A 23,609-nucleotide genomic window follows, 5' to 3' on the forward strand; every position below is an offset into this window, starting at 1 on the left:
CCCGTTCGGGCATTTCACACAGGAGACTCCCATGGCGGCAACCGCCAATGCGACGATCAAGTCTCGTGCCGCGGAGCGGGCTGATTACCCGATCGCCGCCACGACTCACATTTACCAGTCCCAGCTGACGTTCCTCGACAGCTCCGGCAACCTCTCTGGTTCGGTCAACTCCGGACTCAACCAGTTTGCCGGCGTCGCTGTCGAAGAGGTCGATAACTCCGGAGGCCAGGCCGGTGACGAGCGGGCCGCGGTGTACCAGTCCGGAGCGTTTCTGCTGACCGGTTCCGGCTTTGCCGCTGGGGACGTCGGCAAGAGCGTGTTTGCCACGGATTCGAACACGATCAGTCTGGCAGCTGCCGGACGCCCCCGCGTCGGGACGATCGTGGAATACGTGTCCGCCACGCTGGTCTGGGTCAAGCTCGAAGTTCATCAGGGCAAGCTGGTCCCCTGGTATCCGACAGCGGCCGCTGAAGCCAAAAGCGGGGCGGGTGCCATCAATGTCACCAGCTATTACACCGCTCTGACGAGCACTGGAGCCCAGGCCACCACGCTGGCAAACGGAACCCGCGCCGGACAGATGAAGCGGATCCAGATGGTCGTCGATGCCGGTGATTCCACCCTGACTCCGGTCAGTCTCTCTGGGGCGACCACGATCGTTTTTGCTGACGTCGGCGACTTCGTCGAGCTGATGTGGGATGGAGCTGCCTGGCTCATCCTGCAGGCCGGAAATGATGCTGATGGTGCGACCGCTCCGGTCGCAGCCTGATCCCTCCTGATTGATCGACTCCGCTCCTCGCCAGGGGAGCGGAGGTTTCTCCTCTCAAACCTCCCTTCCGAATCACACCTCTCCTGACAAAGGGTTTCCCCATGTCTCTCGACACCGCCAGTAAAGTCGCGCGGCTGCGAGGCCTGACCGCCAAGTTCGATACTTCGGTCCAGACCGCCACTCCGCTCTATCCCCGGATGTGCAACGTCATCAAGTCCTCGGGTTCCGACGAACAGTACGGAATGCTCGGCTCTCTCCCTGGAATGCAGGAGTGGCTCAGCGAACGACAGTTTGCACAGGTCAAAGCAGCCGAGTTCACGATCAAGAACAAAGAATGGGAAAACTCGATTCGCATCGAGAAGAACCACATCGATGATGATCGGATTGGTCTCTATGACCCCGTGTTCGAGCAGCTGGCTGCCGAGGCCGCCTATCATGCGGATGAATTGACGGTGCAACTCATCGAAAATGGGACCGACAAGGAATGTTTCGATGGTCAGTACTTCTTCGACACCGATCACGTCTGGGGTGATTCAGGATCGAACAACAACGATCTGACTTCCGACATCACGACGGTTGCTTCGCCGACAGAAGATGAATTCCGCTCTGCCTACCACAAGATGCGGGCCGCGATGCTCGGTTTCAAGCGGGACAACGGCAAGCCCTATCATCGACCGACTGTCGGAGCGATGACCGATCTGGAGCTGTACGTTCCGCCCGGCTATGAAGAGATTGCCGTCAAGGCTCTCCAGAAAACCCTCGTCAACCAAGGCGAAACCAACATTGTGCTGGATCGCCCCCGGATCGTTACCTGCACGTACTTCACGAAGACCGACCGGATCTATCTGTTCCGAACCGGGCAACCCCTGAAGCCGTTCGTGTTCCAGGCTCGCCGCCCTCTGCAACGGCAGATGAAGGGGATGGACGATCGCGAATTCAAGGATGTGAAGTTCATGTGCGATGCCCGCTACAACGTTGGCTATCTCGCATGGTGGAACGCCGTCACGCTGCAGTTCACCTAAATCTGAGCTGCTGATGGAAGTGGATCCCAGCGGCCCTCTGTGAGGGGGCCGCTGTTTTCTGAAACGTCTCTCCTCTCTCCCGTCTGCGGGTTTCAAACATGTACATCATCAAAGTCAAAGGAAACTGGCAGAGCCCTGTTTTCCGCCGGACCGTGCAGACTCCGGACGGACCGAAGCTCTGTGAGTTCACGAAGGATGAACCGCTCGAAGTGAGTGAGGACATCTTCCAGCAGCTCCAGACGGACATCGGCCGGGCTCTGGTGCTGGTGCGGGCCGATCACGGAGGGGCCCTTCGCGAGGTGCGTGAAGATGCGCCTTCCGAAACTCCTTCCATCGAGCCAAAGGCTCCAAAGAAGCCAAAGGCTCCGAAAGCCAAAGAGTGAGCGTCCCGGTCTTCGCCGCTGAAGACTTCCCGACGATGCTCGAGACTTTCGGCGAGTCCATCACGCATCGACCGCGGGCCAACGCCGCACAGGATGCCGAGCTGCAGGCCATCGTCATCCTGCGCGGCCCGCAGGTTGCAAACGGGCTGCGAGGTCCCCAGGAGGCGTACGGCAACGGACGCACGACAAGTCATCTCGGCGAGATCTACATCGAGCCGGGACCATCGCTCCACGAATCCGATCTGTGGATTTATGGCGGCGATGTCTATGCCGTCGATTCGATTGGTAAGAACGTCGGCGGCCGGATTGTGATCACGCTCAAACAGTCCAGCATCCAAACCCGCAAGAACGGATACGGAGCAGTGATGTAATGGCGGAACCACTGGTCACCGAAGGTGAACTCTCGATCTGTCCTGAATACGGACTCTCGAAGGTGATCGCTTACCTCCAAGAGACGATCGCCGATTGTCTCACGTGGCAGGGACTCGTGACGTCCGGCGAACTCGCCTGGGCCGAGCTGCTCGAGCTGATCGGTGGCGAGAATCCCGAGCTCGATCGGGCGGAGGCGGTCGATGCCATTCGCATCTATTGCGAGCGGGATGAAGGGGCTGAACTCCAGCTCCCCAGTTGCATCATCTCGCACGATCCCCGCTGGCTCGATGATCATCTGGGGACAGCCACGTTCGTGGCCCAGGGGAGCCTTTCGGTTTCGTTCGCATTCCCGATTCCGGAGCTGTACCTCGAGACCAACAAACTCTGGTACATCGACGGCTGCAACAAGTTCGGTCGGATCATCAAAGAGATCAAGGATCAGGAGTACAAGCCGAACCGGATCAGCCCGAATCAGGTGAATATCGGCCGCATCGGTCGCCTGGACCCTCAGGAAATGAGCGGGCAACACGCATTCCTCGGCGAACTGGTCATCGCAGTTTATGGAGAGATGAATGTGTGATGCTGGACATCTCGATCACCATCGAACGTGCCGAAGTGGGAGCCCGCTCCCATGCGACCGCCATGCGCGCGGCACTGCTGGCGATCGCTGTACGGCATATGCAGGTGACGATCGGGAAGCACTTCAAAAAGGAAGCTCCCGAAACCGCTCCAGGAGGAGCGTACAAGTTTCAGGCCCGCAATCAGCACTACCTCAAACGCAAAGAGACCGCCCGTCACAAACACGCCTGGGCCTCCGAGGCCGACAATCCTCTGGTGTTCACCGGAGCCCTGAAACAGTTCGTGAAAAACAACGCCGAAATCACCGCCACGCAGTATCAGTCCCGCATCCGCCTGCACGCTCCGCACGTCCTCAAGCCTCAGCAATGGAAAGAACTCTCCTCGGTTTCTGATAAGGAAATCGAGGAGTACACCGTCCTCGGCCTCGAGGTCTATCAGAAAACTCTGAAAGAACTCGGCGCCCGCAAGTCACGCCGCAAAGTCTCCTGACTCCCTTCCCACTTCCCTTCCCAAACTCCATTCCCTCCGGAGTCTCCCATGTCAGTCACACTCTTCGACAGCGCCTTTGGTGCTGCTGCGATCGTTCAGTGCCAGTCCGCCGAATTCTCTTCGAACAATCAGATCGAAACGTTGCGTGCTTCCGCCGCCGTGCTCCCGTCCGAGTTCGTCTTGATGGGTGCGGAGCCTCGGTTCCGGTACACCTCCTACGATCTCGCCACGGCACTCACGGCGCTGGATGAGGCTGGCGGTCTCTATGTGAGCAACGGGACGATTTCGCTGCCCTGGCGGGTCCGTTCCCCGGGATCCGCGTTTGTCTCCGGCGCAAACAACATCAAGCTGACGGCAACCAAGGGGCTGCTGGTCCCGGTCTCAATCACCGCTCAGCAGGGTCAGGTCGCCTCGATCGATCTGGAAGCGGCTCTCCTGTCTGACGGGTTCACGAATCCAGTCGGTCACTCGGCGTCACTGAGTCTGAGTGCTCCGGGATACTCCGGCACGTTCCGTCTGGGCCCCACCTCCCTGGGCGGTTCGGATGTCACCGGGATCGTCGGGATCCAGGTCGGCTTTGGGATCAACATGGCGCTGGAGTACTTCGACGGCGGGACCTTCCCGACGAACGTCTACGTCGAGACTGTCAATCCGTTCGTGGATGTGACGTTCCGTGGTCACGGGTTTCTCGCGGCCTATGGTCCGATGTTCTCGTCTCTGGCGGGAGCGGTCTTCTCCTTGGTCGCCAATGCAGACGGCGGCACGATCCAGGCGTTGACCGACAGCGAACACATCACGCTGACGCTCGATAGCCCGATGGTCGACATGCAGGGGATCTCCGGACAGGGCACCAGCATTGCCGAACCCCGCATGCGCCTGATCGGGAAGAGTCTGACCGCTGCCACCGGAGTGGCACTCGTTACGACTTAATTCCAGCGATCTGACCCCTCCTCTCTGTTCCCTCATCCAGTCGCGACGCCATGGCAGACGACAACGTCATCATCTACAAGGCGGAAAATTCTCAGCTCTTGCAGAAGAGCAAAGAGAACGTCGCTGCCATGCAGTCGCTGGATGAGCAGCTCAGGGAAGGGCTGAAGACCGCGAAGGAAGTCGCCAAGGAGAAGAAGGCGATCATCGCGGAGGAAACAAAGATCCAGAAGGAGCTGGATCGTCGGGAGAAGGAAGCCCGGAAGCAGCGGGAGCGTGAAGCCAAGGAGGCACTCGCGGCGGAAAAGCAGCGCCAGAAGGAACTCAGCGAAACACGCAAAGCGGCCAACGCCGAAGAAGTCGCCCTCGGGAAGAAGGCCCAGGCCGAGTTTGCCCGTGTCGCTGCGGCACAGGAAAAGCTGATTCCTCCCGCTCAGGCGTATCTGGCGAAGCTGAAGGAATGGAAAGCGGCCCTCGAGGCGAACAAGCTGACGCAGCAGCAGTTCGACCAGCTGCGGGATTCCGAGCTGCAGAAGGTCAACGCCCTCGCCCAGGCCGAGAAGAAAGCGTCCGCGGAACTCACGGCTGCGGAGGCCCAGAAAAAGAAGGTCATTCAGGAGCGGCTGAAGTTCGAACAGCACGCCGCTGCCGAGCGGGCTGCGATCGCGAAGCGTGACAAGGAAGCGGCTGACGCGCAGAAACAGAAGAACATCGACTCCCTCAAGGTCATCCACAAAATCCGTGAGATGGATACCGCTGCAGCGGAGGCACGCAAGAAAGCAGCGAAAGAATCGGAAGCGGCAAAAATCCGCGAGAACAAACTGAAGCAGGATGCAATTCGTCTTTCTCGAGATTTGGAATCCGCGGAAGAGAAAAGGGACCGTCAGCTCCAGAGGGCGAAGAACCACTTAGATTCCAATCGCATCGGTGCTGAAAAGTATGCCGCTGCTGTCAAGAAGATCAACCACGAGTACGAAGCGGCCCAGCAAGAGGTGTCCGGCTTCGCTCAGTCAGCAGCTTCCGCGATGATGGGAGTTGCCCAGGGCGCAGTCGGAGCGATTGCCGGCACAGTGAGCTTGACGGCAGCTGTGGCCGCACTCCGGGCCGAATACGAGAAAGTCATTGAGGCGCAGGAGAAGGTCCGCCAGACCGCTGTCGGGTTCCAGAACTCGATGGAATCTCTGCGAATGAACTTCGAACCGGATGAGACTGTCGGATGGCAAAACCTTGATGAGGAGGTGTTGAAACTCGCGAAGTCGCAGAATGTCTCCGTCAACACAGCGGCTCAGGTGCTTGGTTCTGCGTTCTCTGCGAAAGGCAACCGGACAAATTCTTGGGCGTTTCAAGCGGCCGGTGACTCTCTGTCAATCGTGAAAAATCCCACAGCAGCGGCTGCACTTGCTTCAGCATCTGGTGACATCGCGAAGTTCGGAGAGAGCCAGGATCCACAGGCCATTCAGGGGTTCGTGAAGCAGGCCCAGCTCGCGTCCCGAATCGAAACCGTGGAAGGGATGGGTAACGCCATTCCCGCCATTTCCGCTGGCAAAGAGTTGGGGATGACGGCCGAGAGGTCGTCTGAACTTTGGATTGCCCTCGGGAATTTGATGAACGACCAAGAAGGCCGCATCAGTTCGTCCGCGTTTGTAAATCTCAGTGCGAACCTCGGTGACAAGTTCAAGCTGACGAGTGATCAGGAAAAGGACAAAGATCTCGCAAATCAGTTCAAAGCGTTCCATGCTCTTCCGATGGATGAGAGTCGCATCGAATTTCTCCGCGGCAATGCAAAGCTGAGAGAAGCCTGGATTTTGAACAACCCCGGCGAAGCCAAGGCCGGCCCTGCCATTAGATCGATGCTGAACAACGATCGGAAATGGCAGGAAGAAATCCAGAAGGTGGAATCTGTCGTTCCGTCACTGGCTGCGGAAAACGACCCAGCAAATCGAAAGTTCTTTCAGGAAAGCGCCCGGCAAGTTCAGGCGGTACATACGCCAGCAGGCGCTATTGCTCAGGCAGAACGTCAGTCCGACACAAATGTTGAGCAGCACAAATTGCGGTCTACAGACATCGAAGGTCGTTTGGCGGCGATGCGGAAAATCACTGCTGACACTTTGAGTGAAATGGACTTGAAAGGTCCTGATGCTTTGTGGCAAACGCTTGAGAAAACAAGTCGAGGCCTGGGTGAGATGTTCGGGAAAGACAATCCCGAAGATGTCATCTTCCAGGCGTTCAACAATCTCGATGGACTGATTCAGGACAAAGATCTCCCGCTGTTCAATCAACAGAAAGAACTGATGAAAGCCGAGCGGGATGCCATCGCTCAGGCTCGCCGGGAAAATCAGAATCGCGTCGCTCCCGTCACGGTTGACCCGCTCGACACCCGCAGTCGATTTGGAAAGCCACTGACTGAATTGAATGAACGAGGCGCGTATCAAGGAACTGTTACCGAAGTCGGGGCAGCTGTGAACACCCTGGCGACCGAGGTGAAGGGGCTGCGAGCTGACCTGAAGCAGCAGAACGAAAAATCGATCCAAAACAATCAGCGGAATACTGACCGTCTGATTGATACGACCCGACAAAACAAACCTCCTGTACCCGCCAAACCTTCGCCGATGGAGAAATGGAACAGGAGCGACTGATGTCCATTTTCCACGACGGATATACGTTCGCCGGCCGATCCGGAGCCTTTGAAGAAGGGCCGGCCGAAATGCCGATGCAGCGCATGACGGCCCCCGGTGCCTACGGTGCCTCACTCCTGATCGGGCCGATTCAGGATCGGCCCCTTCGCGTGAAGTACTGGATCGACGGCATGCCGTCCGCTGCCTCAGTGTATGCGTTGACTCGCACCTATGAGCGTCTGAAGGGACGGCTCAACGGAACGGTCACGAAAGACGGTCCGGCGGCAGTGCAGTACGACAATTGTACATTCCTCGGCTTCGTCGCCGAGGGACCTCCCTTTTATTCCGCCGGCGGGACTCAAGGCTGGGTCCAGCGGGGATACCTCCACTGGCAACAACGACAGGTATGATCATGACGAACCCCACTCCCACTAAATTCCCCGGTCTGACTCCGGCAAGAAAACCCCAGCTGAATGAGCAGCAGCTTGATCAGCTGCGATCGCAGATCCAGAGCAGCCATGCCTCCTCGCATGCCGAGGCTTACAAGGAGCTGGGTGAATCCCCCTGGGTCGATCGCCAGACCTTCGCCCGCGCGTGGTACGCGATCAAGAGTCACGAGATGCCGGCTCCTGCTCCCGTCGCTCCCACACCCGCAGCCGAGCTCGAAGTGGACCAGCCGGCCCATCCACAGGTTCCGTCCGAAGTCCCCTCTCCGGGAAAGAAAGACAAACCCGCGAAGAAGCCCGCCTGATCACGCACGTGATCACGGCTCTTCCGTCCCTGGCTCCTCCCCCCCCTCATCCCTCCTCCCCACTCATGATCTATCTCGGAAACATCACGATCACCTCCCTCGCCTGGTCAGAGTCCGGCGGGTTCGTGGTGCGTTTCGAGAGTGATCATGGGCGGCTGCATCAGCTCTATATCGGACGGCGGTTGTACGGCGAGACTCGCGGAACGGAAGCCCGGGAGATCGTGGCACAGTATGACACCGGAGGCAGTCAGTACCCGGAGCATGTCTGCGTCGTTGCTGTCGATGATGCCGATGTGGGGCTGGAGCACGGAAGCAAACTTCCCCCCCGTCCGTACAACCGGGTCCGCGTCCGCTTCCCGGCTCAGGTCCCGACCGGCGATGCGATCATCGACGACGTCCGCACCTGGGAACTGTTCACGGGTCAAGCACCGGAAGGGGCTGTCAATTACGACACCGCTCGAGATGTCGCTGTCGTCGATGGTCTGCATCCGTACGAACTCGAGTCACAGCCCCTCGGACCCAGCGGGGAGTGGAACGTCGGTGTTCTCGGACGTGACACGACGGAGCTCGACGGGAACGTCGGCACACCTGTTGAGCAGTCGGCACACCTGTTGAGTTATCCCCCCGATTTTGATGATGACTTTTCCGTCGCTGTCTCCGCTGGAATCGCGACGATCAACTGCATGATCCCACAGGATTAACACGATGGCGAAGAAAACGACCTACCTTGTCGGCACAAAAACCGCCCTGCTCGGCAGCGAGCTGGACTCGCTGGCGGACGGAGCCTCTGTGACGAGTGGAGCCTACAGCAACTCAGCGGGGAACGTCGGCTGTCACGTCGAGATCCTCGCAGCGTTTGGGATCGCCGGGGTGAATCAGCAGCAGTCGATGTACACCAACGGGACCGGTGGAGAGATCCACGTGGAGATCGAAGGGTACGAAGGCACGGTGACGTGGGCCTACAACGCCAACGCTGAGACGGTACAAACCCAACTCGAAACGCTGGTCGGTGCGGGCAACGTGACTGTCACCGGAGCCGGAACATTTGCCTCGCCGTGGATCATCACGTTCCAGGGATCGCTCGCCTTTCAGGAAGTGCCGCTGATCCAAGTCGAGACTGAAGATCTCACCGCTCCGGATGAATCGGACATCACGATCGACACGATCACTGATGGCGTTCCGGAGGTGACACAGTTTTATGATGTCGGAATCGGGTCCGGCGAAAATCTCAGCAGTCACGAAACCGACAGCGGGGATACCTGGACTGTTGTTTCGGGGTCGCCTGTTGTCGGAGGGACCGGCATCACGGCAAGCGGCTCTGATCTGTTCGTCGCGACGGTCGCTCGAACTTACGAGTCCCATCCGGTCCACGGGGCGATGGAATACAGTTTCAAGTCGGGTAGCAGCCTCGATGATTATGTGGAGTTCCGTCTGAGGTATCAGGATGCGAATAACTACATCTTCTGCCGGCTCGCTCCCGGGGGCAACGCCACTCAGGGAACGCTGAAGATCTTCAAACGGATTTCCGGCACAACGACAGAGCTGGCGACTCTGAATATCGGGACGATTGCGGATGATCTCGACCTGACTGACAGACTGCTCTTCGAGCTCGTCGGAAACGATCTGACGTTCGTCGTGAACACCACGACTCGAGGCTGTCATTCGATCGCGGCGACGGTGACTGAACTCTCTTCGATCAAGACCGTCGGGGTCGCCATGAATGTCCCGGAGAACAAGACGCTCCATGGGCTCACGCGCATCTCGTTCGGACAGCTGGAGCATCAGCGAGTCGTCACGACGGCCGCCGCTGGAGATTTCACGCTGACGTATCCGGATCTGGGAGAGACGGCGGCGATCGCCTTCGATGCGACCGCAGACACCTTCCGCTCACGTCTGGAGACCGTCACGTATGACGGCGGTGAAGGACCGGGCATCGGCCTGATCGTCGCCAAGGCCGTCGATGGAGACGAAACAACCTGGGACTACTGGTTCACTGGTGACCTGGCGAGCATCGCTCATCCGCAGCTCACGATTGATGACAGCGGTCTCCTGCTGGCAGTAGCGGGGGCCGGATCGGCAACTGTTGGCATCGTGTCTGGCGGAGGCGAGGACTACAGCACGTGGATGGAGCTTTCCGCTTATCGATCAACGCGAGGGGACTATCTGGCGGGAAAATCAGGCAAGTTCCCAACGACAGGATCGATGACGATCAGCGGGAGCAGTTCGCATGATGGCAGTCATGTAATGATCATGCATGAGAGCAACTCGAACGCGAACGGCGTGTTTTTTTACAACACGACAATCGGCACGGGCATGAGCTTCTATTTTTACGACGATTCCGGTTTTGCGTCGTACCAGATCTTGTTTGGTGAGCCTGGTCAGGACAACTGCGTGTCGACAACGCTCGGCAGTGAATCTGCAATGTGGGACTTCCTGCGGTACGGGGGCGTGCTCAGTCTGACGAACGGTCGGACGATCTCATGGTCACCTCACGGCGGTAATATGCTTGCCGTGCAGACTTTGAACATCGATGAAGATGTCGACGGGGGAACTTACACACTCGGGAATCCGGAGGGAGGAACGAGCGATCCGATCGCGTGGAACGCAAATTCGGACGCTCTCGAGGCCGCGTTAAATGCGGCAGGCGTCTTCGGTGAAGACGCGGTCACGGTCTCCGGTGCATGGCCTTCGTTTGTGATCAACTTTACTGGAGAAGAGTACTCGGGACTCACCATTGAAGACATCATCGTCGATGACAGCGGGCTGACGATCGGGGAAGACGTCCCCGGTGAAGGTGACGTCTCGACGGTGCTGAACGCCGACTCGGGAACACCCGCAATCAGCGAAGTGCAGCAGGTCTCACACACCGGATCCGGCGGCAGTCTCACCTTGACGCTTCCAGGCTACGGCACGACTGCCAGCATCGACTGGGACGCGAATGCTGCAGCGGCGCAGTCGGCGATGGAAGCTGTCGTCGGAGCTGGCAACGTCGTCTGCACTGGCAACTGGAGCGTCGAAACTCCGATGGAGTTCACATTCCAGGGCGACCTCGACGGCATCAATCTCCCGGAGATGACCTACACATCGTCATTGTCAGGATCGACAGAGGGGTCTGCCTCGATTGTCATCTCCCGTGAACCGGTCAATCCGACTGGCGTCCCGGCCTCGGATGCAACGGTGGATGGATGGTTCCTGAAGACAGTGGATGGGACCAACTTCGAAACGTCTCCCCCCGAGCGTGAGCCGGATTTCGTGTTCGACGTCGCGGCAACAAATGACGAACAGCGGATTGTCCGGACCGTGCGACTCCCGCCCGGGCCGGTGAAGCTGTACGTGAAAAACAACACTGGCGAAGCCGCACGCAGCTCCGGCAATGAACTCAACCTCCAGCCTTACACGTATCAAACCATTACGGTGTCATGAGCGACTGTTTCGAAGATCTGATCGATACCGATGAAGGTCTGTACTTCCATCTCCTCATGATGGCGGACGACCCCGGCATCGTCGCCACAATCTCACGCATCCTGCAGGAATCCTCCATGTCGACCTTGTTCAAAAATGTTGCCTCCCAGAAGTGGAGAGTCTTTGCGATCAACACGGAGACTGGAACTCCAGTGACGGGTGATGCTGCGAACATCTCAGCGACGATCCGCAAGGGGAACGGGTCGCCCGTCGCTACCAACGACGTACATCCCAACGAACTGGCGGCAGGATACTACGATTTCGATCTGACCCAGGCGGAGACAAACGCCAATCGCCTCGACCTGATCCCCGTCTCGTCGACGCCGAACGTGTTCGTCATACCGCTGCCGGCATCGCAGCTGACGACCCCGGCGGGCCTGCCTGATCTGGAGATCAACGATGGCGCAGTCGCCGCGGCGATCGCTGAGGCAACCCAGCTCGTTCCCTGGTGTACCTGCAAGCTCTCCAGCACTCTGGGAGAGTCGGTCTTCCTCGATGTCTGGGCCCACAACGGACGCTTCGGCTGGATCGACATTTCGGATCTCGATGAGGAAGCCACAGCATTCATCACGATCCGTGAGAATGGTTCCGGAGAGGATGTTGTTTTGCTCACGCGGAACTTCACAGCCGAGGAGCTTGTGTCTGGCAAGTTCAAAGCGACGATCGACGATCCGGGCTTCGAAGCGAACAAGCTCTACGAAGTCCTGATCACAATCACTGCTGACGGCGTGACGTATTCGAATCAGATTCCTCTCGATGTTGGTCCGTGATGCACCTTCGCAACTTCTGTTTCCCTGCACTGAATCCCGCTCGTCCGTTCGCCGAACAGGGTGTCAGTGTCTATGTCGGCTCTTCGCTGCCGTTGCAGTATCGCAACAGGTACTGCAACGCTGATCGGTTCTTCCCCTTCGTTCGGCCCCGGAACATCAGCGTCACAACCCGCGTTGACTCCGCTGCTGGCATTGCCGGGGAGACTCCGGAGCTCTCCGTGGATCTCTCAGCCTTCGCACCGGGAACGGTCTATGTCGATGTGCGACACTATCGAGACGGCATCGAAAACGAAGCGACCCATCCTCAGCGGGTGGATCTCGCCGAAGATGGGAGCGTGATCCATGCGATCCTCGGTCTGGCACAGCTGGCCAGCGTCGAACGTCGGTCCGGAGGCGTGCTCCGGATCACCATCTTCTGGCTCGCTGCCGAAGAAGGTCTGCATCCGGAGCAGTTCGAATTGATCCGTACCGCCGGGCCCAGCTCGCCGGAGACAGTCACCCGCCTGGCGACGGCCACCGGTCCGATCGTGTTTGATACTCCGGCACTGCTGGACTCAGACACGTATGACTTCCAGGTGGATGCGGTGATTCCGGCAGTTCTGAACGATGACGATGAAGTGATCGTCGCTGAAGTTCGCCGAACGGTGCTGAACCTCTCAGACCTGCAGGCCGATGCGAGTGGTCCCGCAGCGATCTTCGGCTTGACTCTCGAGGTAGTGTGATGGCAACAGCGCCGAAGAAAAAGAATCGATACGCCGACACAGTCCGCCAGCAACAGCAGCTGCTTGTCTACATCGCTCCGGGTTACGGAGAAAAGCCGACCGAGGCGGACCTGCAACCGCATATTCACTGCCGGGAAATCTTCACCGGAGTCGGCAGCCGGTTGCCGTATGCGATTCTGGAAGTGGATCAGGACGCTCTCGGAATTCGGATCCAGAACGAATTCGTCAGTCGGCGTTCGAACCGGCAGGTCGAGGTCTGGACACGAAAGCTGAAAGTCGATGAGGAAGAGCCGGAAAGCATCCGAGACCGGCCGCTGTTCTGGGGAGAGATCACGACTTCGGAGTTCGTGCTGGGAGAGGGCGAGAGCCGGATCCTGCGAGCGACCATCGAGCCGTACCACTTTGGCAAGATTGCGGAGGGACAACGGTGCTGGCATTACAGGGCGTTGTCTCCGCTTGGCAAGGTGCTCACCGTCCCGATGGACCTGGAGTTCAATCCGCTCATCGACAAAAAAATCTGCCCCAATCGCATTCCGCCGGATGATCAGAGCAAGCAGATCGAGGATCCGGACGAACTGCAGGATCTGAGGAATCCCGAAACGTATTCGATCTGGGTCGATCCCGAATCGGTGCGGGCCGAAAAGTGCAAGGAGGAATATTTCGGGGAGCCTCAGAGCTGGGAACTCCATCACATCATCGACACACTCAGCAAATGGCTGAACGACAAAGAAGAACCAGAGATTGCGAACCCCGACGCTCTTGAAGTGCTGCCGAGAGATGAAGAAGTGCCGCCCGTCAAGAACCTGACCTTGCGACTGGGAGGCCGACTCTCCGATTACCTCACCGAGATCCTGCCACAGTTCGGATACAACTGGTACGTCCGATTCGATCGCAAGGTGACTGATGGCGTCCCGTCATGTGTCCCGAAGATCGCGATTTATCAGCGAGGCAAGGGCGCCAAGAAGAAGCTCAGGATTCCCGCCTGGGGAGAGGACTTGACGTTCGAGACTGCCGACACGGAGCAGCTCTCGTTCAGCTTTGGCATCGCCGACATTACCAATCGAATCGTCGCCCTCGGTGGCTGGCTCGAACACGAGGTCGCAATCGAACTGCATCGGGCCTGGACTGTGGAAGAAGACTCGCAGCTCGACACGTCCACACCGGATAGTCACATCGGGAGAAAATGGATTGCCAGTGAGTCCGGGGAGCTGAAGGGCCTGCGTCCAGAGAGTCCGGAATACCCCGTCTTCACGTTTAGTGAATACGAATCATACAATTACAACATTCCGAAACGCCGTGAAATTCACGACTGCCTGACTCTCCTGACTGACGACAGAAGCGAAGGACATCGCAGGCCTCCTGTGCTGCAGGTCTCCACAGACGACGGCAGAAACTGGAGAGACATCAAGAATCTGGACGATGATCCGGACAGCACCTCGGAATTCGGCGGATGGACCGTGATTCCGGATCAGATCGGCATCTGGATCAGATCGAAACAAATCCCGGATGAGCTCAAGGAGATCGATCCAAAAAAGCTGAGGTTGCGGATCGTCGGAACCGTGAGGAGCGATAATCGTCTGAAGTATGAAGCGACCGCTGAAAACTCCCCGAACTTTCGGGATTGCGTTCGTCTGATCGATTTCAGCAACAAATACTTGTTTCGTCAACGTGGGCGCAATTTTTCAACCATCAACAGCCCCCTCACAGGTCCTGCCGATGAAGTCAACGATTTTAATCTGATGAACGAGGCCGTGGACCGCATCATCAAGCAGGATCGCGGGGCACAGGTCACCGCCCAGGCCAGCTGTCCGCAGCTGCTCGACACCTATCAGATCACGGACCTGCTGACCGGCGTGAAGGGCCGCGAAATCTCCTTCAATCGCCTCCGGCAGATCGACGACGAACCCCAGCTCGCGGAAGACACCCTCTATCTGCAGATCGTCGGAATCCAGTACAGCAACGCCGGCGAGCAACGCACCATCCTGCATGTCGAAAGGTACGACTCGTGAGCTGGAGCACCGACAATCCCCGCGGCGACCGCAACGCACGCAGGATCACTCAGCCTGATCCAGGCGGAAGCGGTGGCGATCTGCCCGCATTCATCGTGCTGCAGTTCAACCCCTGGGGGTTCCCGACTGATGGCACCGTCGACATGACCTTCACGATTCCGGATCTCGATGATGAAGAGGATCCGGGAGTCGAGAAAGAGGGCACGATCACGCTCCCCTGGGACTGCACGAAAGAACAATTCAAAGAGCAGTTCCTCACACATCCTTCGATTCATGATGACAAAGATTTCCTCGTGCTCGACGGCGCCTGGCCAAAGAATGGGATCTGGCTCCAGTTCCGGAAACGTCTGAAAAACAAGTCGATTGCACCGCCGGAAATCAACACGGATCTGTTGACTGGTGGCATTTTCCCCGTGGTCACGACGACACGTTTCTGGGTCTCATCATGAAGCAGTTCCGGACATCACAGCAGACGAACTATCGCTGGTGGAACTGGAAGGCGTACACCGTTGATCCGGAAACGAAGCTGCTCACTCCGAAGCTGATCCGTCACTCTACAATCGATTCGAGCGAACTACTGTTCGGTGAGCGTTCGGAGCTGCTGCATAACGAATCCTGTGGATGGTCGGCAGCGACCCGCGGTGAAGGTCGGATCTACGTCTCCAACGTGATTGACATCTCCGACGCCGGAACCGGACCGACGGTCCCGTTTGCGACAGCGTACGACGAAACCACGGGGCTCGTGATCTGGGCAACGAGCCTGCAGGAGCAGTTCAGTAAAGTGCTGAAGATGTGGTGTCGCTCCGGGGTACTCGTCATTCAAGGGCTGAGAGCCGAGGCATCTCCATTCGAAGATTTTCAGGGGGCGATCGCCGGACTGGATGCAGAGACCGGCGAACTGCTCTGGTCTCATGGCTCTGTGCCAGACCCCGAAACGTACACCGTCTCCGGTCTGCCGTCAGAAGCAGAGTCAGATTTCCGTGAGCAGGTGGATGTCATCGCGTCAGCCGGCACCACGCACAACTATGCTCAGGAACTGACCGCTCAAACCGCAGCTTATCAGTGCCTCGGTGATACGCTCTACATGATCTATCCGCTTGTCGGTGGATTCGGAGACGAAGTTGGGGTTGTCTTTTTCGTCGCGGGCGGAACTGCACTAGCGTTCCGGGTTCTCGCGGTTGGGATCGATGGATCGATCATCAAGAATCACTACGCCGTGTATTTCCATGGCTCCACCATCGAGCACGGCGAACTGCCCGCAGAGAGTGATACCGAGGAACAGACTCTGGCAAAGCTGCTCCTGGTCGGGGAGATGGATTTTGGCTATTTCTTCCACAACGACTCGCTGTGTGTGCCAGCAGGCTTTTTTTACACGAGGAGTGATACAGGCTTCGGACACGGCGAGGCTCTGCTGAAATTCGACTCGACAGATTTTTCGAGCACCGGAGTCGTGTACTTCGAAGCTCCTGACTGGACCGGATCAGTCAGCACTTGGGCTGGCCCCAGTGGCGTCGGCGTCGGCAGATATTTTCGCCCCAATCTCTTCAGCTATCCACTCGTCAACGTTCATGTCACGACAAACGAACTGCAGGTGATCGGCGACAGTCTCTTCGTGCCTCATTACTACTCTCAAGCGTTGGCCGCCCAGATGCCTGAGGGGACCCCCTCAAATATTCAGGTGTGTGCCAGGCTCGAAGCGGAGACCCTCGAGCTGCTCGACTGGTGGGACGTTCTCAAGTTCAGCGAGACACTCGGAGTGCCTCGAAACTTCGATCCCGTCTCGTTCGCAGCGGTGGATGAGGAAACGGCAGTGGTCTCCGCGACGAACCTGCAGTTCAATACTGTCGCCGGAATGCTGATGTGCCTGCTCCCCGACCACAAACGAAGCGCGGCCGGGTCGATTGATTATGGCGACGACATTTCGACGACATCTCTGGAGAGAGTGATCTACGCGGATTCGGAATTCGTGATCACGTCAATGCGGGGCACGACATCCGCTTACGGATCGCAGGCCCAGCTGGCAAACAAGGTTCGCCATTACCACGTCACGGAAGAGAAGATCGCGGAGATTTTCGGAGAAACACCATGACTGTTTCAGATCTCATTGAAAAGTTCTGCCGGCACTGTGAACGCAGAGGGTGCAAGCCCGCCACGCTGCGTCAGTACCGCTCGCGGTTCCGGCCCATGATCGCGGCTCTGGGATCCAGCATCTGGGCTGAACTCTCCCGCGAGGACCTGCTCGACTGGATCCACGCAAACACACATTGGCCCGATGGTCGTGAAAAAGCAAAAGCAACGATCCGGAGCTATCTGATCTGCGTCCAGCTGCTCCAGAATTATGGCAGAGAGTTTCATGAGGGACCGGAGATCCTGAAGCCCAGGGATCTCGAGAAGCCGACCGGAGCCAGGCGGGAACGCATCCCCACTGCCGGCGATGTTCGTCGCATCCTGATGGAGGCGGATCCCGCGTGGTCCATCATCTATCGCGCGTTGAGACTGACCGGAGCCCGCCCCAGCGAACTCACCGGAGCAACGATCGAACAGATCGAATTTCCTTCCGGCTCGACACTGCTCGAATCCCTCACCTCAGGGAAATGCACGCTGGTCCTTGAGCAACACAAGACCTCCCGGAAGACCGGGAAGCCCCGAAGGATCCCGCTCGGGAAACAGGTGGCCCCGCTGTTCCTCGAATCCATCGGCACCCGCGACAGCGGACAGATCTTTCACGATGCGACAGGCAGGCCCTGGTCTGTCCCACGCATCTCCAAAAAATTCCGCCAGCTTCGCGACAAGCTCGGTCTGCCGGCGGATCTGGTGCTGTACTCCACCCGCCACGAATTCGGCTCCGCCGTCACGAAGAAGTTCGGAATCTTCCAGGCGAAAGAGCTGCTCGGACATTCGGACATCGCCACAACTCAGCGTTACTCCCATCTCTCCGAAGATGAGCTGCGCGGGTACCAGGAGGGGGCGATGGACGACGTCGAGCCTTCATCTGGTGACGCCGCGGCCTGATATAAATGAAGCGGGGCTCCCGAGTCGCTCGAACGATTCGGAAGCCCCTAACACAAACGTCAAGACCTGGTTGAGAGGTCCCAAACGTCGCGCTCAAACGTGACCTGGGAGCATTGAATGCCACCCGTACAGAAAGATGCGTCCTCCTCCGCCAACGTGTTGAGTTTCGAGGGAAAGAAATTCGAACAGGGAGCCCTCACCCTGCTGCAGGGAGACGTTCTGCAGCTTCTGCCCGATCTGCCGGCGGGATCCATCGATGCCGTGATTACGGATCCTCCCTATTGCAGCGGCGGTACAACCGCGACGGCCCGCAAAGGTGATCCCGGAGAGAAGTACTGCCAGGGGGGGAACACGCTCGGGCGACCGAGTTTTGTCGGCGACACTCGCGATCAACGATCGTTCGCCTACTGGTGCACGATGTGGCTGACGCTCGCCCGACAGGTCAGCAAGCCCGAGGCTTACTGCCTCGTGTTTATTGACTGGCGTCAGCTCCCGGCGATGACCGACGCCTTGCAGGCTGCCGGATGGACCTGGCGGGGCATCGCAGCATGGAACAAAGGTCGAGGGGCTCGCGCGCCGCACAAAGGCTATTTGCGACACCAGTGCGAGTACATCGTTTGGGGAACCAATGGAGCAATCCCCATGTTGCAGGACCGAGGTCCGTTTGATGGCTGCTTTGATGTGTCCGTGAAGCAAAGCGACAAATTTCACATGACCGGAAAACCGACGCAGCTGATGCGCGAACTCGTGAAGGTTGCTCCGGCTGGCGGGACCGTTCTCGACCCCTTTTCGGGCAGTGCCACAACCGGCGTCGCAGCCGCTCTCGAGGGCCGCCGGTTCATCGGATTTGAGGCCACGGAGGAGTACTTCGAGATCGCACGGGAACGTTTAAACTCAGCTTCCCGTGGTGTGCAGATCTCCAAAATGAAACCCTGTCGCTAAGCTGATCACGTGCGTGATCAACTCCAGCGGAAGGCCGGCAAGATCGCTGCGATCGCCACAACTGCACCGGTTTCGCATCGTCCCACTCACGAATGAGTTTCGGACTGTTAATCCGCAGGTCCCAGGTTCGAGCCCTGGTCGAGGAGCTTTGGTTTCTGGTGCAACTTCGCATCAGCAAAAGATTTACGGGATCGTCGCCAGCTTTGGCTACGATCCCGTTTTTGTTTTCTGAGTTGCGGACTGGTGACTCTCGAATCAGCCGTCGCAGTTTCCGCGATGTGCGGGAAGTCTCTCCCACTCGGCCCGGACTTTTCTCAGGCCTTCAGAGCAGAGTTCGAATTCATGGCTGAGCCTTCGTAACACCGCAGCCTGATCGGGCTGAGGGAGCGTTTCTGAGAGTTTGCTGGCGATGTAGTAAGAGCGTTTCCCCTGTTCCTGGTAATCGATCATCGCATCCTTGCGGTCGAAGCCCTTCAGGCGTTTGAGGGCTTCCGGGTAGACGCCGGTCCAGAAGAGTGTGAAGTCGCCAATGTGCCGGTGGAACTCGCTGCGGGGGCGGACGTCACACTGTTCAGCTTCCATCAGCATGTCCGCGACTTCATCCAGTCGGCGTCCAACGATGTCTCGCAGCCGAAAGATGGAATCGATGCGGACGAACCGGGTCAGCAGGGTGGAGAGGTAGTCGATGAGGGGCGGGTCGGCGACTCCCAGCTCGACCTGAAACGTCTGTTCGGTGAGGGCGGAGAAGAGGTTCTTCAACTGTTCCGGCCCGGCAATTACCCGAGTCATGCGCCATCTCCCTGGAGTTGATTGAGTCTCCTGACAACAGGTTTTCGAACCAAGCGCCGTCTCGAAAACGTGAGACGGTTATCAAATTGTTCGAAATGTGGCTATCCCAGAAAAGGGGGAATTTTGGTGGTTGCCCGTTGGGCGACACCAGGAGAAGGCCACAATGAGTGCCACGGCGGGATTCTCGCGGGACCTGCATTTAGTCAAACTGCCGGGACATATTTGCGAAGGAAATCGCAGCTTTCCCGAAGAGCCTGTTGCCGTCCCTGCAGGGAGTGTTCGTACTCGCGGTCTTCGACTTCGACGCACACCGGCCCAGCGTAGTTGATGTCACGCAACGCCTTGAAGAATTCGGGCCAGTTCACCTGTCCACGGCCCGGCAACCGTCCGTCGGAATAAAGCGAGGGGAGTGCGAACGTACCGACGTCGTTGAGCGCTTCACGATTGATCAGCATGTCTTTGGCGTGGACGTGGAAGATACGATCTGCGAATTCCGTGATCGGCCGCACTTCATCCATCTGCTGCAGGACCATATGACTGGGATCGTAGTTCAGTCCGAAGTGGGGGCTGGGGATTTCTTTGAACATGCGTCGCCAGATCGCCGGGCTGGCAGCCAGATTCTTGCCCCCTGGCCATTCATCGTTCGTAAACAGCATCGGACAGTTTTCAATTCCAACGCGGACGTCTTGTTCTTCGGCGAAGCGGATGAGCGGACTCCAGACTTCGCTGAACCGTTCGAAATTCTGATCGACGTTGGCTGTCCAGTCGCGTCCGATGAAGGTGTTCATCCGGGGGATATGGAGTTTTGCACACGCTGCGATGACCTGCCGGACATGTGCAGCCGCAGTTTCGGCCTCCTGTCGATCTGCGGACAGTGGATTGCCGTAGTAACCCAGTCCGCTGATCGTGATTCCGTACCTCCAGGAGAGATTGTGAATCGCATCGACAGCAGCCTCATCGAGCGAGGTAACGTCGATGTGGGTGACGCCGGCATAGCGGCGGTTGGCTTTGCCCGGCGGCCAGCACATCAATTCGACACAATCGAACTTCAGGTCGGCAGCATTTTTGAAAACGTCTTCCAGATTGAGCTCTGGAAGAATGGCGCTGACGAAACCCAGTTGCATGTCGGCCTCTCGGCTGGAACATCAAAGTCAATCAGAATCGGCGCGGTGACACGCACCATACACTCTCGGTCTCGCCGGACCAAGCACGCTGTGGACTTTCCTGACAGACCACGCCGGACATTTGCCACATGTTTTGACAAGATATCATCGATCGAGCAGCTACTGCTTGTCTTTCACCGGGGCGAGAGTTGCCTGCTGGCCTGAGGGCTTCTGCATCGGGGCACCCGCGATGAAACCGCGATAAACCGCAACAAAGTCCAGCGCATCCAACTCTCTGGAGCCGACGGTGACTTTCCACAGCTGAGCAGCGGTGTCGGATTTCACTGAATACCCGGCCAGCTGCAGGAAGGCTTCTTCCTGAATCACGACATCGTACAGGTTCTTGATGAAGGGGATCATTGCGTCGGGGGTCGCCGCTGCCTGAGCTCGAGCACAGTCCCGCAAGGCGATCTGGTCGATCCGGTCCGGCTGCTTTTTGCCGAGTTGATCCCGGTATGCCCGCTCAATGATGTCGCTGGCTTCGGACAGTTTGCCTTGTGTCAAAGCAGTGGCGGACTGGGCGGCAATCTGATCGAGGGGATCGATTGTAATCTGCTTGTTCGTATAAGCCGCTTCGATGCTGCTCACAAGTTCTGCGTTCCCCTGCGCCTGGGCGAAGCTGTAAATGAGTCCGGGCAAGGATGTTTCCAGGAAGGGGTCGCGTGCCTGCGGTTCCGCAGCCTGACTCTGGTCCCGAATGTAGGTCCAGGCTTCATTGAGTAGTCCCTGTTCGGCTGCGAATCGCAGAATCGCAACCTGCACGGCCAGTCGCTGCTGAGCCTCAGCATGCAGCTTCCCGCATTGACGACGATAACGACCAAACTCGGTTCGCAGATTCTGCTCGTTGTTTCCCAGGTTCAATGCCTGGCTGAGCTGCGCCCGGACGGAGGCTTCCTGCTTTTCACAGTCGTCGAGCAACTGCTGCGTGAGGATGGCGCTGGGAGCCATCGCACGGACATGTTCCAGGGACTGCTGGAAGGACTTCCAGGCGTCTGCTTTCTGGTCCAGCTGCAGCTGAAGAATGGCCAGACTGGAAAGTGCGAGTGCACTGGCCTGCTCGGGAGCGGGATTGGGGAGACCGGCAAACGCTTTCCCTTCGCTCTCCTTGATCTGACGCATCCCCGGCACAGCCACGGGGACCGCAGGTTTGAATTTGGCAGCTGCAGCTAACGCGTTGTCCAGTGCCGTCTTGGCCAAAGCCGGATCCTGAGTTCCCGCCATCGAAGCGACAGCGACCCAGGCCTGGCATTGTCCCGCATTCGGAACTTTCGCATTCTGAATCGCAGTTGTCACACGTTCCAGGGCGTTCGCGCGATCGAACTGGGTGATGCGACCGGCCCACGCAGCCCGGCAGACCGCCTGCGAGGCGACGTTCTCTGCAGACGCTGCAAAGGCCAGGGCGGCGTCACTTTGACCGTGGGCAACCAGTGTTTCCACCACCGCTACCCGCATTGGTTCAGGCATAGCGACATGCCAGGGACGGAGGAGTTCGACGTCGACCTGAAACGTGCGGCAGTCCACTGCGGCGCGCCAGATCGCGGAGAATTCGCCACGAATTCCCTTGTCTTGGTCTCGTTGGATCAACTCCTGAGCTGCATCCGGTGTTCCGGTAGCGATGCAGAGTGCGGCCAGGGAGGTTGCTGCATCCAGGGTTTTTCGGATCGATCGAGGGGCGTTCTTCGCTTTCACCAAAGCTGAAGCTGCGGTCTGCTGTGCTTCTTTGGTCTTTCCGGCGGACAGCTGATACCAGCCGATCTCGACGAGCGGTTGAACCTGCAGATACGGAGCCTGGCTTGCTGTCGACTGCAATCGTCGAACCTGCTCCTGAGCTTTGGTCAGGTCGCCCGCTTCGGCAAAGGCTTCGGCGGCTAGCTGAGTTCCATATTCGATACTGCGATTCTTTTCCCGCTGCCGGACTTTATCGAGAATGGTTGCCAGCGATTTCGTGCGGATTTCAGCGAGTGTGGCCGGCGGGGCGTCGGTTGCCTTGACGATCACGTTCTGCGGGACCAGGTTCCCGCTGTCGATGGGGGTGCTTGCCGGGCCGGAATCGTCAACCACCAGTTCCTGCGGCTTGGGGGCCAGCACGAGAAACCAGACTGCTGCAGCCACAATCAGAAGGGCAGCCCCGCCCCCTCCCCAGATCAGCAGGCGATTGTCGCGAGGAGCTTCAACGGGAGCTTCCGCCACCTTGGGCCGCTGAGTCTTGAAGACCGGAACCATGCACTCCGGGTTACAGCAATGCACATCTTTCCCCGCATCCGCAGGGAGCATGAACCCGGAGGTCTCGCACATCGGGCAGGTGACTTCGTGCGTCCGCGTTTTCGTCGGACGTGGAGCAAGTTTGATGGCTCGACGCAGTGCTGAGGTGTCGACTTCGAAAGGATCTTCGGAGTCCTCGCCCCCTGGCTTTGATGCGGGTGCGGGAGACTTGGCAGCGGGTTTCGCTGGAGATTTGGCAGCGTCTCCCGCCACGGGTGTCGAAGGAGTGGACTTCGCCCCCGGACGGGCCGCCGTCGGTTTTACGGGGGCCGGCTTCTTCGGGGGTGTTGCCTGTGGCTTCGCCGACATCGACGTCCCGCAGAACGGGCAGTCGTCTACATCATCTTCCAGGACGGAAGCCTTGCAGGCCGGGCAGCTGCGAAATTCCATGTTCTCGGTTCACATTCTTGAAGGACAGGACACCAAACTGGCGAGACAGGGTTGCTGGGCGGTGGAATCGAGCCCGGGAGATCGACTGAGTCCCGTGATGATTTTCTGGCTCGCGCCCTTCTATCATATGCAAATCGAGAGTCGACCGTCACGACTTCCCGTGGTACGATCCGGGAAATTGAAA

The 23,609-nt window shown here is 58.3% G+C and carries 22 protein-coding genes; 19 read left to right on the forward strand and 3 right to left on the reverse strand.

The window, feature by feature from the left end; translation table 11 throughout:
* Positions 1–31 precede the first annotated feature (31 nt).
* The 19 genes from SH661x_RS02095 (at position 32) to SH661x_RS02185 (ending at position 18,821) form a co-directional block, all read left to right on the forward strand.
* Complete coding sequence (locus tag SH661x_RS02095; protein WP_437225009.1) at positions 32–766, forward strand: hypothetical protein; 735 nt, start codon at positions 32–34, stop codon at positions 764–766.
* A 101-nt stretch (positions 767–867) separates the two neighbouring features.
* A complete protein-coding gene (locus SH661x_RS02100; protein WP_437227530.1) occupies positions 868–1,788 on the forward strand; it encodes a Mu-like prophage major head subunit gpT family protein in 921 nt (306 codons plus the stop codon).
* A gap of 98 nt (positions 1,789–1,886) precedes the next feature.
* Entirely contained in the window at positions 1,887–2,171 is a 285-nt protein-coding gene (locus SH661x_RS02105) for a hypothetical protein (RefSeq protein ID WP_437225013.1), read from the forward strand.
* Complete coding sequence (locus SH661x_RS02110) at positions 2,168–2,542, forward strand: hypothetical protein (protein WP_437225015.1); 375 nt, start codon at positions 2,168–2,170, stop codon at positions 2,540–2,542. Before SH661x_RS02105 ends, SH661x_RS02110 begins: the two co-directional genes overlap by 4 nt.
* Positions 2,542–3,123: a hypothetical protein gene (locus tag SH661x_RS02115; RefSeq protein WP_437227532.1), complete on the forward strand. Its 582-nt coding sequence runs from the start codon at positions 2,542–2,544 to the stop codon at positions 3,121–3,123. The genes SH661x_RS02110 and SH661x_RS02115 overlap by 1 nt, the downstream gene beginning before the upstream one ends.
* The gene (locus SH661x_RS02120) at positions 3,123–3,611 is read left to right on the forward strand and encodes a hypothetical protein (protein WP_437227534.1); all 489 of its coding nucleotides are present in this window, start codon (positions 3,123–3,125) and stop codon (positions 3,609–3,611) included. The genes SH661x_RS02115 and SH661x_RS02120 overlap by 1 nt, the downstream gene beginning before the upstream one ends.
* A 48-nt stretch (positions 3,612–3,659) precedes the next feature.
* Positions 3,660–4,541 (forward strand): hypothetical protein, encoded by an 882-nt coding sequence (locus SH661x_RS02125; protein WP_437227536.1) that lies wholly within the window; start codon positions 3,660–3,662, stop codon positions 4,539–4,541.
* A 50-nt stretch (positions 4,542–4,591) separates the two neighbouring features.
* Positions 4,592–7,174, forward strand: a complete 2,583-nt coding sequence (locus SH661x_RS02130; RefSeq protein ID WP_437227538.1) for a hypothetical protein — start codon at positions 4,592–4,594, stop codon at positions 7,172–7,174.
* Positions 7,174–7,563, forward strand: a complete 390-nt coding sequence (locus tag SH661x_RS02135) for a hypothetical protein (RefSeq protein WP_437227540.1) — start codon at positions 7,174–7,176, stop codon at positions 7,561–7,563. Before SH661x_RS02130 ends, SH661x_RS02135 begins: the two co-directional genes overlap by 1 nt.
* 2 nt (positions 7,564–7,565) lie before the next feature.
* Positions 7,566–7,904, forward strand: a complete 339-nt coding sequence (locus tag SH661x_RS02140) for a hypothetical protein (RefSeq protein WP_437227542.1) — start codon at positions 7,566–7,568, stop codon at positions 7,902–7,904.
* An 8-nt stretch (positions 7,905–7,912) separates the two neighbouring features.
* A complete protein-coding gene (locus tag SH661x_RS02145) occupies positions 7,913–8,605 on the forward strand; it encodes a hypothetical protein (protein ID WP_437227544.1) in 693 nt (230 codons plus the stop codon).
* Positions 8,606–8,609: 4 nt separating this feature from the next.
* Positions 8,610–11,327: a hypothetical protein gene (locus tag SH661x_RS02150; protein ID WP_437227546.1), complete on the forward strand. Its 2,718-nt coding sequence runs from the start codon at positions 8,610–8,612 to the stop codon at positions 11,325–11,327.
* The gene (locus tag SH661x_RS02155) at positions 11,324–12,136 is read left to right on the forward strand and encodes a hypothetical protein (protein WP_437225038.1); all 813 of its coding nucleotides are present in this window, start codon (positions 11,324–11,326) and stop codon (positions 12,134–12,136) included. Before SH661x_RS02150 ends, SH661x_RS02155 begins: the two co-directional genes overlap by 4 nt.
* Complete coding sequence (locus tag SH661x_RS02160; RefSeq protein WP_437227548.1) at positions 12,133–12,858, forward strand: hypothetical protein; 726 nt, start codon at positions 12,133–12,135, stop codon at positions 12,856–12,858. The genes SH661x_RS02155 and SH661x_RS02160 overlap by 4 nt, the downstream gene beginning before the upstream one ends.
* Positions 12,858–14,867, forward strand: coding sequence for a hypothetical protein (locus SH661x_RS02165; protein WP_437227550.1), 2,010 nt, complete (start codon positions 12,858–12,860; stop codon positions 14,865–14,867). Before SH661x_RS02160 ends, SH661x_RS02165 begins: the two co-directional genes overlap by 1 nt.
* Positions 14,864–15,316: a hypothetical protein gene (locus SH661x_RS02170; RefSeq protein WP_437227552.1), complete on the forward strand. Its 453-nt coding sequence runs from the start codon at positions 14,864–14,866 to the stop codon at positions 15,314–15,316. The genes SH661x_RS02165 and SH661x_RS02170 overlap by 4 nt, the downstream gene beginning before the upstream one ends.
* Positions 15,313–16,956: a hypothetical protein gene (locus SH661x_RS02175; protein WP_437227554.1), complete on the forward strand. Its 1,644-nt coding sequence runs from the start codon at positions 15,313–15,315 to the stop codon at positions 16,954–16,956. The genes SH661x_RS02170 and SH661x_RS02175 overlap by 4 nt, the downstream gene beginning before the upstream one ends.
* A complete protein-coding gene (locus SH661x_RS02180) occupies positions 16,953–17,879 on the forward strand; it encodes a tyrosine-type recombinase/integrase (protein ID WP_437227556.1) in 927 nt (308 codons plus the stop codon). Before SH661x_RS02175 ends, SH661x_RS02180 begins: the two co-directional genes overlap by 4 nt.
* 117 nt (positions 17,880–17,996) lie before the next feature.
* A complete protein-coding gene (locus tag SH661x_RS02185) occupies positions 17,997–18,821 on the forward strand; it encodes a DNA-methyltransferase (RefSeq protein WP_437227560.1) in 825 nt (274 codons plus the stop codon).
* A gap of 255 nt (positions 18,822–19,076) precedes the next feature.
* Here SH661x_RS02185 and SH661x_RS02190 read toward each other — a convergent pair whose 3' ends face one another.
* The 3 genes from SH661x_RS02190 to SH661x_RS02200 form a co-directional block, all read right to left on the reverse strand.
* Complete coding sequence (locus SH661x_RS02190; RefSeq protein ID WP_437227562.1) at positions 19,077–19,610, reverse strand: hypothetical protein; 534 nt, start codon at positions 19,608–19,610, stop codon at positions 19,077–19,079.
* Between the two features lie 203 nt (positions 19,611–19,813).
* Positions 19,814–20,734, reverse strand: a complete 921-nt coding sequence (locus SH661x_RS02195) for a sugar phosphate isomerase/epimerase family protein (RefSeq protein WP_437227564.1) — start codon at positions 20,732–20,734, stop codon at positions 19,814–19,816.
* 159 nt (positions 20,735–20,893) lie between these two features.
* Positions 20,894–23,425 carry a hypothetical protein gene (locus SH661x_RS02200; protein WP_437227566.1) on the reverse strand — a complete coding sequence of 844 codons (2,532 nt, stop codon included), beginning with the start codon at positions 23,423–23,425 and terminating at the stop codon, positions 20,894–20,896.
* Positions 23,426–23,609: the final 184 nt, after the last annotated feature.

It is taken from the genome of Planctomicrobium stercoris, from assembly GCF_051465655.1.
Lineage (GTDB): Bacteria > Planctomycetota > Planctomycetia > Planctomycetales > Planctomycetaceae > Planctomicrobium.